This window comes from Pseudomonas sp. LBUM1678, from assembly GCF_059695575.1.
The window spans coordinates 3,447,337-3,460,980 of sequence record NZ_CP166775.1; the positions used below are offsets into that span (position 1 = coordinate 3,447,337).

Annotated in this window: 11 protein-coding genes; 3 read left to right on the forward strand and 8 right to left on the reverse strand. The window is 58.7% G+C overall.

Features of this window, described 5'->3' with window-relative positions:
• Nucleotides 1-109: 109 nt before the first annotated feature.
• Nucleotides 110-646, reverse strand: a complete 537-nt coding sequence (locus tag ACA070_RS15645; RefSeq protein WP_497447369.1) for a hypothetical protein — start codon at nt 644-646, stop codon at nt 110-112.
• Between the two features lie 181 nt (nt 647-827).
• Between ACA070_RS15645 and ACA070_RS15650 the strand changes: the two genes are divergently transcribed.
• Nucleotides 828-1,061, forward strand: coding sequence for a hypothetical protein (locus ACA070_RS15650; RefSeq protein ID WP_497447370.1), 234 nt, complete (start codon nt 828-830; stop codon nt 1,059-1,061).
• A gap of 12 nt (nt 1,062-1,073) precedes the next feature.
• On the opposite strand, the gene ACA070_RS15655 is transcribed toward ACA070_RS15650, so the two are convergent.
• A complete protein-coding gene (locus ACA070_RS15655) occupies nt 1,074-2,996 on the reverse strand; it encodes a hybrid sensor histidine kinase/response regulator (RefSeq protein WP_497447371.1) in 1,923 nt (640 codons plus the stop codon).
• A gap of 149 nt (nt 2,997-3,145) precedes the next feature.
• Between ACA070_RS15655 and ACA070_RS15660 the strand changes: the two genes are divergently transcribed.
• Nucleotides 3,146-3,901 (forward strand): DJ-1/PfpI family protein, encoded by a 756-nt coding sequence (locus ACA070_RS15660; RefSeq protein ID WP_497447372.1) that lies wholly within the window; start codon nt 3,146-3,148, stop codon nt 3,899-3,901.
• Here ACA070_RS15660 and ACA070_RS15665 read toward each other — a convergent pair.
• From ACA070_RS15665 to ACA070_RS15675, 3 genes are all read right to left on the reverse strand, one after another.
• Complete coding sequence (locus ACA070_RS15665; RefSeq protein WP_497447373.1) at nt 3,882-4,790, reverse strand: zeta toxin family protein; 909 nt, start codon at nt 4,788-4,790, stop codon at nt 3,882-3,884. The genes ACA070_RS15660 and ACA070_RS15665 overlap by 20 nt on opposite strands.
• Before the next feature lie 127 nt (nt 4,791-4,917).
• The gene (locus ACA070_RS15670; RefSeq protein WP_497447374.1) at nt 4,918-7,197 is read right to left on the reverse strand and encodes an ATP-dependent DNA helicase; all 2,280 of its coding nucleotides are present in this window, start codon (nt 7,195-7,197) and stop codon (nt 4,918-4,920) included.
• The gene (locus ACA070_RS15675) at nt 7,194-8,798 is read right to left on the reverse strand and encodes a VRR-NUC domain-containing protein (RefSeq protein ID WP_497451956.1); all 1,605 of its coding nucleotides are present in this window, start codon (nt 8,796-8,798) and stop codon (nt 7,194-7,196) included. Before ACA070_RS15675 ends, ACA070_RS15670 begins: the two co-directional genes overlap by 4 nt.
• A 237-nt stretch (nt 8,799-9,035) precedes the next feature.
• Between ACA070_RS15675 and ACA070_RS15680 the strand changes: the two genes are divergently transcribed.
• The gene (locus ACA070_RS15680) at nt 9,036-9,260 is read left to right on the forward strand and encodes a YgdI/YgdR family lipoprotein (protein ID WP_403097693.1); all 225 of its coding nucleotides are present in this window, start codon (nt 9,036-9,038) and stop codon (nt 9,258-9,260) included.
• A 134-nt stretch (nt 9,261-9,394) separates the two neighbouring features.
• Here the strand turns inward: ACA070_RS15680 and ACA070_RS15685 are convergent, their stop codons facing one another.
• The 3 genes from ACA070_RS15685 to ACA070_RS15695 form a co-directional block, all read right to left on the reverse strand.
• Nucleotides 9,395-9,757, reverse strand: coding sequence for a hypothetical protein (locus ACA070_RS15685; protein ID WP_497447375.1), 363 nt, complete (start codon nt 9,755-9,757; stop codon nt 9,395-9,397).
• Nucleotides 9,758-9,994: 237 nt separating this feature from the next.
• A complete protein-coding gene (locus ACA070_RS15690) occupies nt 9,995-11,848 on the reverse strand; it encodes a polyurethane esterase (RefSeq protein ID WP_497447376.1) in 1,854 nt (617 codons plus the stop codon).
• Nucleotides 11,849-11,944: 96 nt separating this feature from the next.
• The gene (locus ACA070_RS15695) at nt 11,945-13,633 is read right to left on the reverse strand and encodes a polyurethane esterase (RefSeq protein ID WP_497447377.1); all 1,689 of its coding nucleotides are present in this window, start codon (nt 13,631-13,633) and stop codon (nt 11,945-11,947) included.
• Nucleotides 13,634-13,644: the final 11 nt, after the last annotated feature.

Consider the following 13,644-nt stretch of genomic DNA (forward strand, 5'->3'; position numbering starts at 1 on the left):
ACCGCATCGTCTGATTTCACGACTGCTGCGCAGCCGAACGCAGGCTTCGCCAGCTGCTACGGATCGCGTTACGGCTTAACTAGCCTGCTTGCATCAGGCATCTGGCGGATCAGCCACCAGGGTTGGTGACCTGGATGTAAACCGCATAGGTGCCCAGCAACACCCAGAAAGTTGCGAAGATCCACGGCGTGCGCACGGAAAACAGCAGCGATTTACGGTAACCCTTGTGCGACGACTCCATCTCACTGAACAGCGGCGATTCATCGTACGCCAGCCCCATTAATGGCTCGCTGCGCAGCAACTCACTTTGCTTGAAGTGCCAGTGATCGATGATGTCATAGGCCGCACGAATCCCCGGCCAGGCGTTCAGCGAACTGAGTAACCCGAGCAGTGCAAGGAACGGCGGCACCACCAGGGTGAAGAGTTTTCCCCACTCGGGATTGAGGTTGGACATGCAGGAGGCGAAGGCAATCAACAGGAACGATTGCGCTGCCAGATAAGCATCGGTTCGATTAGCGAGGATGCTGGTTTCGTACTGGATTTCACGACGGTAGAAATCCAGGCGCTCCTTTGGCGAGCCGAACATCTTGGCGTTGTGTTCGGTCATGGCTTCATCGGCGGGCTGTTCGGTCAGTATTCTGGGCACAAGCATCACACGTGGACTGGGAAAGCATCTGATGAAACCTGTCAGCGCAAAGTTCAGCCGAATTTTAATGCGTCTGCCAAGGCTTCCGGTCGAAGTAAAAAAACCAGAAGAGGCAAATCTCTCGAACGGTGCCCCGCCGCCGTGGTCCTCCGGAGACAGAGGCTGACTTTAAGGACTGCGAATGGAAGCTCTCGATTGGGTGCAATGGCCGGCGATGCTGGTCACGGTGCTAGCGGCGTGGCTGATCGGCTCGCAAGAATCTTCGCGCAGGGTGTGGGGGTTCAGCTGTTTTATCGTCAGCAACCTCTTGTGGGTGATTTGGGGTTACCACACCCACGCCTATGCATTGATCGTGTTGCAATTTTGCCTGTGTGCCATGAACCTGCGCGGCTTCAAGAAGAACGCGGACGGCTGAGCGCAACGCCAGTCACTTCATGGCCAAGGCAATAACTTCTACCAGATTGAGTTGGGTAAAGGGTTTGGACAAGCGCGGGAGCTTGGTGGCGAAACCTTCCAGGCGCTCGGCATAGCCCGTGGCGAGGATAATCGGCAGGTCCGGTTTCAAAGTCCGGATGGCCTGCGCCAATTGCGCGCCGTTCATTTGTGGCATGGCCATGTCGGTGATAACCAGGTCAATATTCTGCTCGACGTCAAACATTGCAAGCGCTTGTGCACCGGACACCGCGCTGATCACCCGGTGGCCGAGGTCCTCCAGCAATAGGCCGGTACTGGTCAACACCAGGCTGTCATCGTCCACGACCATTACACACAATTGAGCCACCGGCGGCGCTTCCACTTCCGCTGCAGCGGGCTTGGTGACCGAAGCAGCCGTGGCGACGGGTATCCATAGCTCGGCGACCGTGCCAATGTCCTTCTGGCTCTTGAGAATGAATCGACCGCCCAACTGCTCGATAAAGCCATGAACCATCGACAACCCCAGCCCCGTGCCTTTGCCGACTCCTTTTGTGGTGAAAAACGGGTCCATCGCAGACGCCAGGGTGAGTTCATCCATCCCTTCGCCCGTATCGGTGACACTCAGGCAGACATATTGGCCAGCCGGCAGCAGCAAAACTGATTGGTCGAGGACGTCTTCTGTCCTGGCGCTGATGACGATTTTACCGCCGTCAGGCATGGCATCCCGAGCGTTGGTTGCCAGGTTCAGCACCGCCAGTTCGAGTTGATTGACGTCGGCCATGACCGGTACGAGTTCGGGGAAAAAGCGTGTTTCGAGCTGCACGGCTGGCCCGAGGGAGCTGCGCAACAGTCCGCTGATCCCTTCCACCAGCGCAGGTATCTCGACGGATTCGGACTTGAGTTCCTGACGTCTGGCGAACGCCAGCATGCGTTGGGTCAGGGATACACCGCGCAAGGCACCCTGGGTGGCGTTGTCCACCAATCGCGTGACTTTCGGATCTTCGCCTACGCGTTTGCGCACGATTTCCAGGTTGCCAAGGATGACCGTCAGCAGATTATTGAAGTCGTGGGCAATCCCGCCACTGAGTTGGCCGATGGCCTGCATCTTCTGCGCCTGGAACAACGCCTCTCGAGTTTTTTCCAGATCCTTCTGAGCTTGCGTAGCTTCGGTGATGTCACGGGTAATTTTGGCAAAGCCCAACAAAGTACCCGTTTCGCCCCAAATCGGATCGACCACGACATGGGCAAAAAACCGCGTACCGTCCTTGCGCACGCGCCAGGCCCTGTTCTCAAAGCGCCCCTCCCGCGTAGCCGTTTCCAACGCGCGTTGCGGTTCCCCGGCTTCGCGGTCTTCAGGGGTGTAGAAGATCGAAAAATGCTGACCGATGACTTCTTCGGGCCGGTAGCCCTTGATCCGCTGGGCACCCTGATTCCAGTTGGTCAGGCGTCCATCCGGGGCAAGCATGTAGATGGCATAGTCAGTGACGCTTTGAACCAGCAAACGAAACTGCTGCTCGCTTTGCTTGAGGGTTTCTTCAGCCATTTTGCGGTCGGTAAGGTCCCGGGTGATCTTGGCAAAACCCAGCAACTTGCCCGATGGATCGATAATCGGATCAATCACTACATGGCACCAGAAGTGCGTGCCGTCCTTGCGAACCCGCCAGCCTTCGCCCTCGAAACGACCTTCGCGAATCGCCGTATCCAGCGCACGCTGGGGCATACCGACACGGCGATCCTCTTCGGTATAAAACCGCGAAAAATGCTCACCGAGGATCTCCGCCTCCTCATACCCCTTGAAACGCCTGGCGCCAGAGTTCCAACTGGTAATGATGCCGTCGGGATCAATCATGTAGATCGCATAGTCCACCACGGCATCAATCAGCAGGCGAAAACGCATTTCCTCGATGGAGTAGGTTTTGGACTGGTTATCGCTCATCGATCACACCCGTGATTGTTATTTTTATGGAGTATGCGACAAACCGTCGGTTTGGAAAGCCAGAAAACGGCCGCACACTGGAGCATAACGCCCTGACCACCTATTCTCGACGCCAATCGCCATCCTGGCCGATTCAAGGCGCCCCCCCGATGATCCTCATTCTGTTGCCCACCTCTGACTACGATCCCACTGAGAGCAGCGTTCCATGGCAAGCCATGCGCAAGGCCGGCATCGAGGTGCGCTTCGCGTCACCCGAGGGCTTGCCCGCCTACGCCGACTCACGCCTGGTGGATATCGGCTTCGGCCCATTGAACCCGTTGCTGATGACGCGCAAGGCCGACCTTGCAAGCTACGCCCGGATGATCGAAGACGCGTCATTTCGCAAACCGCTGTGCTATGACGAGATTGACCCCAGCGAGTTCCAAGGGCTGCTGATTCCTGGCGGGCATGCCAAGGGCATGCGCAGCTTGCTGGAGTCCGAGCAGGCCCGGCGGATCGCCCTGCACTTTTTCAAGGCCGACAAACCGGTGGCGGCGGTCTGTCATGGCGTGCTGTTGCTCGCCCGCACGCTCGACCCCGATTCCGGGCTTTCGGTATTGCAGGGCCGCAAGGTCACCGCACTGGTGGCCAACACAATGGAGCTGCCTGCCTGGGCAATTACCGCCGCCTGGCTCGGACGCTACTACCGAACTTATCCTAAAACCGTTGAAGCGGAAGTTACCGCCGCCCTGTCCAGCCCGATGGATTTCCAGCGGGGCCCAATCCTCGCGGTACGTGATTCGACGGACCAGCCACAACGAGGTTTCGTCGTCCGCGATGGCCAGTTGCTGACCGCCCGCTGGCCGGGAGACTGTCATCGCTTCGCCGCCGAATGGGTGCGCCTGCTCAGCGGTTCACGTATTTGACGATGTAGGCGTACAGGTCGTTGTAGACAGCGTTCGGGACATACTGGGCTTGAGCCCGAGCCTTGTGCAACGCCACATGACACTCTTTGAGCACTTCGTCCCGGTCGCTCGCCGTGAGGACGTGGTTATTGGCAATGTTGAAATAGGCGCTGTAGGCAAAAACAACCTTGGATGTCGTCACGGTGACAGTACCGTCGGCAGCCTTGGCATAGGTGCTCTGGGCACGCAAGGCGCGCTCTTTCAACGCGCCGAACCCGCGCTCGTACACATACAGTTGGGAACCATTGACCGCTTTTGCCGCCGTCTCGAACGCCAGGATGATTGCTTGCGTGTTATGCATGCTGGTCTCAAGTGCCGATAACGTGACGAACCTTTCGAGTTCCTGTTTCTCCAGGCTTTTGAGTGCTCTTTTCATGCTCGACAGGTGAGCGAACGCTTGTGTGCAGCCGACGATATGGACCTCGAACTGATAACCGGCGGTCGTTGCCAGCGGTGGGAAGACAGCAAACTCGATATCGTCGAAAGCACACTCCATGATGATGTTGTATTTGAGCGTAAAGGCTTCGGTGAAGATTTTCTTGCTGACTTCCCGGACGAAGGCTTCCGTATGCTCGTAGGCATGCAGGACGCCGAGCTTGATCATCTCCGCGTATTGAGGATGTTTTTGTCGGTATTCGGGCAGGTAGAGACGAACATATTTGTCGTAGCGTCGGGTCGGCAGGAGTTTGTTTTCCAGCAGGAAGGTTTTGCCCGACCCTTGCAGCCCGGCAACCACCAGGATTTTGGGCGTTACCTCAGCCGTGATACCGCGGAACAGCGTGGTTTTGATTTCATTGAACGCTGCCGTGACCTGCTCAGGGGTATAAGCGTAATTCGGTGCGGAGGACATGCCTTGATTTCCTTATCAACGAACCGGCTGAAAGTGATGCCGGCCCTTTGAATAAAGCGGTGTTTCGCTGTTTGTTAAAATGAGCGAGTCTTGCAAGATATGTCACTGTTTTAAAAGGTAAAAAATCCTACGCAATAGAGTGAAAATGCGTCTGTTCAACCGACCACCAGCGCGGCAGCAAATTTTTCACTTTGCTGTCGCCAAACCGGTCATCAATCAACATCACCACCCCTTGATCCTGCTGAGTGCGGATCACCCGTCCTGCCGCCTGCACCACTTTCTGCACGCCTGGGTATAGATAGGTGTAATCGTAACCAGCGCCGAAAATCGCCGCCATCCGATGCTTCAACTGCTCGTTGACCGGATTGAGCTGCGCCAGCCCCAGGGTGGCAATGAACGCACCGATCAGGCGTGCGCCGGGCAAGTCGATGCCTTCACCGAACGCTCCTCCCAGCACCGCAAAACCGACGCCCTGGCTGTGCGCGGTGAACTGATCGAGAAAGGCCTGACGCTGCCCTTCCGCCATGCCCCGGGACTGCGACCACAGGTTGATCTGCGGGTGTAGCTCGGCCAGTAACTGTGCCACTTGCTGCAGATAATCGAAGCTGCTGAAAAACGCCAGGTAGTTGCCGGGGCGTTGGCTGAATTGCCGGGCGATCAGTTCGACAATCGGTTCGAGGGACGCTTGGCGGTGAACGAATCGGGTCGATATCTGGCTGACGATGTGCACTTTCAACTGGTCGGCATGGAACGGTGATTCCACATCGATGCACACCGTGTTAGGCGGCGTACCCAGCAGGTCCGCGTAGTAATGCCGAGGGCTCAGCGTCGCGGAAAACAGCACCGTGCTGCGCGCAGCGGTCAGGCGCGGGCGGATGAAACCGGCCGGCACCACGTTGCGCAGGCACAGTTGCGACAGGTTTTGTTTGCGTTCGAGGTCGCGCTTGCTGATGTCGAACAGGAACTGCTCATCGAAGAGTTCGGCCACGCGACAGAACTGCAGCATGTCGAAGTAAAAACCCTGCAAGGCGCTGTCCAGGCCCTGAGGATGATCGTTGAGATAATCGCCGATGCTCGCGCTGCACGAAGACAGCGCCTGGAGGAGTTTTTCCGGCGCCTTGTCATAAGCCTGATACGGCGCCAGTTGCAGATTGTGCAGGGCATTCCACTCTCGATTGACCCGCTGCAACGGTTTTTTCAGCGCGTCCGGTGCGGTTTTTCGCACCCCGTTGAGGGTCGACTGGTCGAGCGTGGCGCTGTACATCTGCCGGCCGCGCTCCACGAGGTTATGCGCCTCATCCACCAACACCGCGACTTTCCAGTTGTTGGCCTGGGCCAAGCCGAACAGCAGCGCACTGAAATCGAAGTAATAGTTGTAGTCGGCGACCACCACGTCTGCCCAGCGGGCCATTTCCTGGCTCAGGTAATAAGGGCAAACCTCATGCGCCAATGCCACCTCGCGCATTGCGCTCTGGTTCAGCAGGCTCAGCTCACTGGCGGCCTGGCGGGCGGCCGGCAGACGATCATAAAAACCCTGGGCCAACGGACAGGATTCACCGTGACAGGCTTTGTCCGGGTGCTCGCAGGCTTTGTCCCGGGCGATCATCTCCAACACCCGCAGTGGCGGCGCACTGACGCTATCAAGGATCACTTGCGCGGCGTCCAGCGCCAGTTTGCGCCCCGGCGTTTTCGCCGTGAGAAAAAACACCTTGTCCAATCGCTGCGGCGCCAGGGCCTTGAGCATCGGAAACAGCGTGCCCACGGTTTTGCCAATGCCGGTCGGTGCCTGGGCCATCAGGCAACGACCGGTGCTGACCGCTTTGAACACCGATTCCGCCAGGTGCCGTTGCCCCGGACGAAAGTCGGCATGGGGAAACGCCAATTGCTGCGCCGCGCGATTGCGCGCCTCGCGATGGGCCATTTCCTGCTCGGCCCATTGCAGGAACAGCTCGCAATGATGCACGAAGAACTGCTCCAGTTCCCCGGCGCTGAAGGCCTCGACCAGACAGGTTTCCTTTTCGCTGACGATATCGAAGTACACCAGCGCCAGATTGATCTGCGCCAGCTCCAGCTTCTGGCACATCAGCCAACCGTAGACCTTCGCCTGCGCCCAGTGCAGTTGCCGGTGGTTGGCCGGTTGCTTGCTCAGGTCGCCGCGATAGGTTTTGACTTCTTCCAGGCAGTTTTGCTCCGGGTCATAGCCGTCCGCCCTGCCCTTTACCCTCAAGGTTTCGTACAGGCCTTCGAGGGCGACTTCGCTTTGATAACCCTCGCTTCGACGCGAGGCAACGGTGCGGTGCCCGACGATGCCCTCCAGCGCGGTCGGCGACGGGGTAAATCGCAGGTCGAGGTCGCCGACCTTGGCGGTGAATTCACACAGCGCCCGCACCGCAATGCTGTAGCTCAAGCGCTCTGCTCCGCCCATTGCACATAGCAGACGGCGATGGGCATCTGATGTTCATGACAGAACTCCAGCCAACGCAATTGGTTGTCTTGCAAGCGATCGCCGGGGCCTTTGACTTCGATCATGCGGTAGGTCTTGTGCTGCGGCCAGAACTGGATCAGGTCCGGCATGCCGGCACGGTTGGCCTTGATGTCCAGCAGCAGGCGATTGAACCAGTGCTTGAGGTGTTCGGCCGGCAGGCAATCGAGGGCCTGGTCCAGCAGTTCTTCGCTCAGCGCGCCCCAGAACACGAAGGGTGACTGCACGCCCCACTTGGCGACGTAACGTTCACGGATGGTCTGGAGGTAGCGGCCGTCATCGAGTTCGGCGAGACAAGCCTGAAACAAATCCGCCCGACGCCCATGAAAGTCTTCATTGAGCAAGTCCACCGGCCCGCGCTGGAACGGGTGGAAAAACGCCCCCGGCAACGGTGCAAAGATCGCCGGCCAGCACAGCAGCCCGAACAGCGAGTTGATCAGGCTGTTCTCGACGTAATGCACCGGCGCGGAATCCTCCGCCAGATGCGCCTGGACGTAAAACTCGACCGACAACGCCAGATCGGTCCTGGGCAATTGAAGGTCCAGTCGCAGCATTTCCCGAGGGGATGGCCGTTTCATCGCCGGGCCGCCCAGTTTGCGCCGTAGCCTGGGCAATACACGCAGCACATGCTGATGCTCGGTGGCACTTTCCGGCGATTGCTCCGCGTGCGCGGCCAGATGCAGGGCCAACTGATATTCACCGCAGCGCTCCAGCACACGAATAAGGCGCACGCGTGCGCCGGGGTAGGCGCAGTCGCGGTAAATAGTCAGTGCCGTGGAGAAATCCGCCATGCGTTCGCAGTGCTGGCCGATCTGGAACAACAGCTTGCCCCGGCGTCGTTGCAGCCACGGGTTGTCGAGTGCCAGCCCGTTGACCTGCTCGACAATGGCCGCCGCCGCCTCGCCGGCCTCGAAACGCTGCTGGCAGTGATGCAGGAACAGGCAGGCCTCCACGTCTTCACGGCAGCGCAGGCCCCGGGACTCGGCGCAGAATTCGACTTTCTCATAGGTAAAGATGCCGAGATCGGCCAGCACGAACTCCGACCAGTCCTGATAAAGGTTGCCGAAGAACATCAGCCGCAAGCGGTCACACAAGTCCATGATGGTCAGCGTGAACAGCCGGTCGTTCAGTTGCGGGCACCACTGCGCGAAGCTTTGCTCCTCGCACAACTGCTCGCTCAGACACGCCAGCCATTCGGTCTTTTTGCCTTTCGGTTGCTCGATGGCAGCACCGAAGCAGTGAAGAATCTCGCCCTTGAGCAGAACGTCGAACAGTTCCTCGATCCGCAGCGGCGACTGATCAGAGATCCAGCCTGCCGCCAGCAACGGCTCGGCAGCGCTGGAGATGTCCCCGATCTCGACGTAACTCAATTTTCCGGCCCTGAAATGCAAACCCTTGCGCATTACCATCCTGACCAGCAGCGCCCGGGACTCGCGGGGTTGCCGACTGAATTCGCGGATGAAGGTTTGCTCCTCGACGCTCAGCACATCGGCATAGCGATGCTCAAGCCAATCAAGCACTTGCATGAAGTTGTTCAAGTAGTAGAACGGGTCGTCGAGAGGATTTACAGTCACAGGGAAAATGGGCCATGGCAAGCGAGTACTGGTTATGCGTACAGATACCAGCTACGGCGCATCCGGTGCAAACGGAAAAAGATAAGCGGCTGCGCTATTTGGCTATTTTCGGGTGGCCATCGAACTTTCTGCCGATCCATGGCACCAACCGGCATAGCGGCTTTTTTTAGCATTTTTTGAGAGGTGGGTATGAATATCAAGACTCTGGGTTTGCCTTTGGCAGCGGTGGCCTTCCTGGCCCTGGCCGGTTGCTCCACGCCAACGGTCGTGACCCTGCAGAACGGCACCCAGTATTTGACCAAGGACATGCCGAAAACCAAGACCAAGGACGGGTTTTACGAGTTTGAGGATATTTCTGGCGCGAAAGTGAAGGTCAATGCCAACGACGTGGCCACGGTTCGCGAGGAAGACTGAAGACCGAGTTATCGTTCATCGTGAGCAGGCTCGCTCCCACATTTGATCTTTGTTGTGCCCAATTGCCAGGTTCGCTGAAGATTAAATGTGGGAGTGAGCCTGCTCGCGATGAGGCCATCACAAACACCGAGTAACTAAGGCATCCACGGCGTAGTGTTGTCGCAGGAGATGAACTTCCCTCCCCGCAGCCTCAATTCTTCATGAATCTTCTTGCAACGGTCGTAATCCTGCTGCATCGCGTGATCGATGCTGATGTTGCCGGTGATCTCCGGTTGCTTTTCCCCCGAACGCAATGTCAAAAAGGGCTGTTCCGGCTGGAGCTGGAAACGGCTTTTCTCTTCCAGGGGTTCCACGGTTTCCGGCGATACCGGTGCCGGCAGTTGATCTGGCGTCATGCCAAAGCGGCTTAAAATCGAGCTGTGAGGCAATTCTGCGGCGGCACTTGCCGATAACAGGGCCAATGCCAAACCGATGATGTGCCTCTTGCTGTTACTCACGTTCCTTAATCTCCTGATCCAGTACTCAATCCTGTTGTTGCAAGGTATTGGAGTCCGCAGGTGACTGTCGGGTCACGTGTTTCAGCCGGTTTACCGCGTTATCGTTCTTCGTCGGAACGCCGCCCGGAGCCGGCTCGCTCCCACAGGGATTTTGCAAGCACTGAAGATCCCCTGTGGGAGTGAGCCGGCTCCGGGCGGCGTTCCGACGATGAGGCCCTTACCGGCGCCACATCACTGTCAGGCAATCACAATCCCTGAGCCAGCCAAACTATCCAGCCCAACCCCCACCAACGTCACAGAATCCGCGCCAAACGTCAGCACCGTATCCTGCCCCACCGCGGTGGCATGAGCCCGATAATCATCATTCGGCGCCACCCCCTGAACCCCAAGAAATACCAGCTTGTCGTTAGCCTCGTACCCCACCACCCTGTCCTGACCAAACGCACCGTTGAACAAAAACGTATCAACTCCGCCCCCCGATTCCATCAGGTCATTCCCCGCCCCACCGACAAACACATCGTTGCCCTTGCCGCCGATCAAGTGATCGTTGCCGTCCAGACCGAACAACCAGTCGCCCGTCACATGCGCCTTGAGCGTATCGGACCCCGCGCCGCCCTTCACCGATGACGCGTACTGGGTCAGGTTGTTGCCGACTGCAAGACCATTAGCCGTGACGCTGTGCGTCACGTCATCTTTTAACAGCCCCCACAAGAACCCCGGTTCCTTGGTGACAATGCTGCCGATGTCCCGGGTGATGCTGATGCCGCCGTTGGCATCACGGACGTAGAGATTACCGGCGCCGTCATTGGCAAAGTCGAAGCTTTTCACTGACTGCTGCAAGTCCAGCACGTTGCTGCCCTTGCCACCCAACAGGATGTTGTAGCCACCACCGTCACGGAAGGTGTCGTTACCGTCGCGCCCCTCCAGGTAGTCGCTGCCCTTGCCGCCCTGAATCAGGTCGTTGCCGTCGCTGCCGATGATGAACGTGCTGCCTTTGTGGGTTTCAGCGTTGCGATTAAGGTCCTGAACCCAGGTATTGGCGCGCGCCGGGTCCGAGAGATTGGCGACGATGATCGTCGAATCCTTGCTGGTGAGGTCGTAGAACTTCGACTCAATCACCCGGTTCATGCCGTCGCCATAGGCGGTCGGCAGGTGCGAGATCCAGGTCGGGAGATTGAGGACGGAGAACGGCAGCACATTCCACGCTGTCGAGGCGTAGTGGTCGTTGAAGCTGACGATGTTATCGGTTGCCGAGGCCTTGGCGGCATCGTGCACGCCCACCGACGACAGATTGAAGGACGAACCGTCGAGCGCTCGAAACACCGGGTCGTTTTCATAGCCGACGTTGAGCACTTTGTCGGTGCTGCTCTGGGTCGGGGATGCGTAGGCGATGTAGTTGGAATCCTTGTAGAACCCGGACCACTTGTCCGTGCTCAAGTCCGCCAGGCTGTTGACCGCCAGCCCGCCGAGGCTGTGGCCGCTGACCAGCACATTTTTGCCCGACAGGCCATTGGCCTGGGCAAAGGCCATGACGTCGCCGAGCAAATTGCCGAAGGCTTCGCCTACATAGTTTTTCGCATAATCCTTGGGGCCGAACGCTGCCAGCAGATCGTTGATCACGTCGCCGAACGAGTCGCTGATCAAGGTTTCCCGTGGGCCGCTGGTGCCGCGAAAGGCGATGCCGATTTCGCTGAGGTGTCCCTGGGCATCGTATTTGCCGAGGATCTCGACCTGCGCGCTGGTGTACCCGGCCTTCTCGCCGAAGAACGTTCCGCGAGCGTCGACCTTGCCGTCATAGCCCAGCTGCGAGGCCGTGATGGGCGTCCAGCCGGCTTTTTGCACGGCCTCCAGTGCGGCTTTTTCCGAATCGGGGTTCCAGGGAATACCGGGAATCACCCCCTGGGAATCGGTGCCGCCCAGCAGTGCAGTGACCAGGGTCGCCGGCAAGCCAAGGCCGAAGCCGTTGTGCTGGTAACCCGTGGCAAAGCCATTGTCGAGGTTGTGATAGGAATACAGCGTGATCGCCATCGCGTCGGTAAATAACGCTTTGGAATCGGCTGTGCCGAAGTTTTTGTAGTCATACACACCCATTGGTATTGCCTCTCTTTTGTTGGAATTGTCAGAGATAGCTCACAACCAGGACGCCTCGCTCCCGAGGCGCCCCGGAGCATTTAGTGCATGCAGCCTTTACGCAAACGTGATGCCTGAAGCCGACAGGTTGTCCAGCCCCACTCCCACCAGAGTCACGGCAAAGTCGCCCACCTTCAGCACCGTGTCATGGCCCGACTGCGAAGCGTGTTGCTTGTAGTCATAACCCTGCCCCGCGCCCTGAACACCGAGGAATACCAGTTTGTCGTTACCCTGGTAGCCATTGATCGCGTCGAAACCGAAGGCGCCGCTGAACAGGAACGTGTTATTGCCACCCGACGCCTGCATCACGTCATTGCCTGCGCCACCGACGAAGGTCACCTGGCTTTTGTCGCTGCGCAGCAGGTCGTCGCCGGCATTGCCGAACAACCAGTCGCCGTCGATGCTGGCCGCCAGTGTGTTGCCGTAGGCATCACCGTTGAGCGAGTGGTTGTAGTCGGTCAGTTCACTGCCGTTGAGCAAGCCGTTGGCGGTGACGCTGTAGGTCACCTCCTTGCTTCCCCACCATGACCCCGACTCCTTGCTGACCAGCGCGCCGATGTCGCGGGTCATGCTGATGCCGCCATAGGCATCGCGCACATACAGCGTGCCGTCGCCATCGTTGGCAAAGCTGAAGTTCTGCAGCGGCTTCTGCAATTCGAAGGTGTTGCTGCCCTTGCCGCCCAGCAGGAAGTTGTAGCCACCGTCATCGCGGAACCGGTCGTCGCCGTCGCGGCCTTCGATGAAGTCATTGCCGGCACCACCCTTGAGCAAGTCGTTGCTGTCGGTGCCGATAATGAAGGTGCTGCCGGTGTGGGGCTCGCCGCTGCGACCGAGGTCCTCGACCCAGGTTTTGCCCCGGGACGATTCCGCCAGGTTGGAGACGATCAGCGTCGAGTCCTTGTCGGTGAGGTCGTAGAAACGCGAGTCGATCACCCGGTTCAAACCGTCGGCATAGCCCAACGAGCCATGGGCCGACCAGTTCAGCGGATTGAGGATGCTGAACGGCACCAGGTTCTGCGCGGTGGACGCGTACTGGTCATTGAAGTTGACGATGTTGTTGGTCGCCGAATCCTGATGACCATCGTGCTTGCCCAGGGAACCACTGCTGAACGTGGTGCCGTCGAGTACCCGGAATACCGGGTCGTTCTCGTAGCCGATGTTCAGCACGTTGGTGCCGGTGGCGCTCTGGGTCGGTGAGGCGAACGCGATGTAATTGGCGTCCTTGTAGAAACCGCCCCAGTTATTGCCGCTCAGCTCAGCAAGGCTATTGACCCCCAACCCGCCGAGGCTGTGGCCGCTGACCATCACATCTTTGGCGCTCAGGCCATGGGCGATCGAAAACGCGGCGACGTCCTTGAGCAAGTTGTCGAAGGCATTTTTCGCATAGTTCGTCGCGTAATCCACCGGGCCGACGGCGGCCAGCAGGTTGTTCTTCATGTCGCCGAAGGTGTCGCTATACCCCAGGCCGCCGGTGCCACGGAAGGCAATGCCGATACCGATCAGCTTGCCCGCCGCGTCGTACTTGCCGAGGACTTCGGCCTCGGCGCTGGTGAAGCCCTCCTTCTCGCCATAGAAGGTGCCCTGAGCACCGACCTTTCCTTGATAACCCAGCTGCGTAGCGCCAATCGGCGCCCAAGCGGTGGCCGGCAGCGGCTGACCGGTTGGCGTGTACGCATACAGCGTCAACGCGATGGCGTCGCTGTACAACGCCTTGCCGTCAGCATTTTCGTAATCAAACAGTCCCATGTTGTTTGCTT

Coding starts and splice junctions, on each gene's coding strand:
- ACA070_RS15650 (WP_497447370.1), top strand. CDS start 828: ATGGAAGCTCTCGATTGGGTGCAATGGCCGGCGATGCTGGTCACGGTG.
- ACA070_RS15655 (WP_497447371.1), bottom strand. CDS start 2,996: ATGAGCGATAACCAGTCCAAAACCTACTCCATCGAGGAAATGCGTTTT.
- ACA070_RS15660 (WP_497447372.1), top strand. CDS start 3,146: ATGATCCTCATTCTGTTGCCCACCTCTGACTACGATCCCACTGAGAGC.
- ACA070_RS15665 (WP_497447373.1), bottom strand. CDS start 4,790: ATGTCCTCCGCACCGAATTACGCTTATACCCCTGAGCAGGTCACGGCA.
- ACA070_RS15675 (WP_497451956.1), bottom strand. CDS start 8,798: ATGCAAGTGCTTGATTGGCTTGAGCATCGCTATGCCGATGTGCTGAGC.
- ACA070_RS15680 (WP_403097693.1), top strand. CDS start 9,036: ATGAATATCAAGACTCTGGGTTTGCCTTTGGCAGCGGTGGCCTTCCTG.
- ACA070_RS15690 (WP_497447376.1), bottom strand. CDS start 11,848: ATGGGTGTGTATGACTACAAAAACTTCGGCACAGCCGATTCCAAAGCG.
- ACA070_RS15695 (WP_497447377.1), bottom strand. CDS start 13,633: ATGGGACTGTTTGATTACGAAAATGCTGACGGCAAGGCGTTGTACAGC.